Source organism: Methanomassiliicoccales archaeon (genome assembly GCA_014361295.1).
Classification (GTDB): domain Archaea; phylum Thermoplasmatota; class Thermoplasmata; order Methanomassiliicoccales; family JACIVX01; genus JACIVX01.
On sequence record JACIVX010000054.1, the window covers coordinates 1 to 2,425 of the forward strand.

A 2,425-nucleotide genomic window follows, 5' to 3' on the forward strand; every position below is an offset into this window, starting at 1 on the left:
TGGAATACCTAGCGCAAGAAACGTCGCGTAGTCGTTTGGGTTATGAAACACCCCTGTCGGCCGAAACATGAATCTGGCACGGGTTTCACCGTAGTAGCCCGATACTGGCAAATGTTGTCCAGTTAAATGTTCCCAATATCCCAGCAGGATCAAACCAACAAACACGCTGAACCATATCCAGTGGAGTCTGTTGAGGTCTGATAGGTTACGGAAATAGTACACTGCAAAAAAGATCACCGAGACGCCCATAAAGAGGAAAATTAAGTGACGGATAGCGTCAACCTTAGATGCTGCCCAAGCCAGGCTAATCAAAGCGTAAGCCATCCAGAAGCCAAAAAACGCCATATAAAGCTTAACACCTCTCACTGGAAGCACGATTTTCCCTTGAAGAAGTGCCCGCACCACGAACAACCCCCAAAGAATTGGCAAGAAGATCCGGTAGGGAAATAGTGTAAAGGGGCCGAGATCGATTGAAAAAAGGGCGACCCCGAAAAAGCCGGTAACGAATGCCAAGTAAAAACAAGTCTTCTCAATACGGAATGCCGAGATATGCAGGGATTGAAGTAATTTCAAGAGGAACCCTGCAACTCCTGCCGCCAAACCCAAAACAAGAAGACTGAAGTGTGGAGAGACAACCAGAACCCCAATTAGAGAAGCCGTCACAATAGCCAATAGCCACACCAAACAATTGGAACGCGAAGCGTATGATAGTGTTCGCCGACACCATTGTTTATTCACCAGCATAATTTTCTCGCTCCCTTTGCTCCACAAGTTCGTGTATTTGCTTCAATCCGCTTACCCAGAGTCCAGAAGTTTGCTTAAAACAGCTTTAACGGTCTCGAGCATTTTCTTTTCTCTTGATCTCCGTTTTAAGCGCTTCGTCAAATACCTTGGATAAAAGACCGGTCAGAGTCCTTCTATGATATTTTTCGTCAAAATTTGGCGTTTGCTCTACCTTCTGGCGTCCAAAACACATCTTCTCTATTGCGTCCGCAATGATCTCGGGAACAATATTCTCAATCACTATGACATTAGGAATTTCTTTGAGTACTTTGGCAATCTCGGTATCTCGAGAAGTCAGCGCCAATATTGGTCTTTTACAACCTATGTAATCAAAAATTTTGCTTGTCTGCTCGCTCTTCTGTCCCCCTCCGATTAGAAGTAGTACGTCAGCTCCTTTCGCGTAAGCTAAAGCCTCCTTGTAGGGACGCGGTCCTACGAACTCTACTAGATCTTGAACCCCGACACTTTTGGCTAAATTCATAACTTCTTCTTCAAGGTTTCCGACATGAACAAAATGAACCTTTCGCCCGCGTTCTCTAAGTATCCGTAGGGCTTTGAAGAAAGGCAGGGGATCACGAAATGCCTCTGAGGTGCGGAACTTACCTGTATATACAACAGTGATGTCCGCGAATCGAAAGGGTTTAACTTCAGAAAAGTCGTCAGGATCATAGCCGTTGGTAATAGTCACAAACCTCTGTGAGGGCAAGTAGCGGTACTCCTCGCGATATTCTTTACACATTTGCTCGGTGGCGCATACGACCTTTGCTGCGTGTTTAACGACGATTGGCTCAGCGAGACGTGCTAATAACTGCCCTAAGTAAGCTTTTACTCCTCGAGGCGGAGTTTTACGATGCGCCAATCTCCAGGGATCGCGGAGATCAATGACGTAAGGTAGCCCGAAAAAAGCTTTCATGAGAGGGGCCGCGATAAGAGGAAAGAATGGTCCTCCTGTGAAATATAACAAGCAAGGGTGCTCTTTACGAATAACCTGGACAAGCTTGGGTAGAAGAAAGGGCAACCATTTTATTCCCTCATCATTGACAATCTTAGAGTACCATGTCCGTGTTCGGTATATGTGAACGTCCTCAGGTATATTTCTATTAAGCAACTCGTAATCCAACCACACAGCTGGTGAATAACAATCCTCCCTCACCGTCAGAACCACGGGTTCCCAGCCAAACTGCCGTAAGTATTTGACAAATTTAGCTACGCGAAAACTCCCTACAACACCTGCGGGAGGGAAGTAGTAAGCTATCATCACAACCTTCTTCATCATTGACTTTCACAACTTTTACCCACAACTAAGGTGACTAACTCAAATCCACATAACAAAATCTTCGAGAAAAGAAATACCCCAACGTGGCCCGTCGAGAAAGCGTTTTTCTGTCTGTTCATCTTAGCGCCTCTGTAGCTTGCTTTGTACCCATTGCCTTAACGTCGCCACTGTTTTCCAGTATAGCGCCCAGTCACCCCGCTGAGGCAATATTACCTTGGTCCACCGGTTGCCGGAAAGGCGACAGTAGAAGAAAAGAGCGCCCAAGAAGGAAACTGTATAAGACACCGTGGAAGCCCAAGCGGCGCCTACGATTCCATAGCGGGGGATCCACAGCAGGTTTAAGGCTATATTGGTGGCCACAGCAGC

Annotated in this window: 3 protein-coding genes; all 3 read right to left on the reverse strand. The window is 46.4% G+C overall.

Annotated features, from left to right (window positions below; all coding sequences use genetic code 11):
• Positions 1-672, reverse strand: a 672-nt coding sequence (locus H5T41_11000) for a hypothetical protein (protein ID MBC7109285.1), incomplete at its 3' end; no start/stop codon positions are given.
• A gap of 157 nt (positions 673-829) precedes the next feature.
• A complete protein-coding gene (locus tag H5T41_11005) occupies positions 830-2,059 on the reverse strand; it encodes a glycosyltransferase family 4 protein (GenBank protein ID MBC7109286.1) in 1,230 nt (409 codons plus the stop codon).
• Between the two features lie 120 nt (positions 2,060-2,179).
• Positions 2,180-2,425 (reverse strand): polysaccharide biosynthesis C-terminal domain-containing protein (locus tag H5T41_11010; GenBank protein MBC7109287.1); only part of this gene is annotated, 246 nt, incomplete at its 5' end.

Bases quoted from the DNA above. Each gene is read 5' to 3' on its own strand.
- H5T41_11005 (MBC7109286.1), bottom strand. From the start codon at position 2,059: ATGATGAAGAAGGTTGTGATGATAGCTTACTACTTCCCTCCCGCAGGT.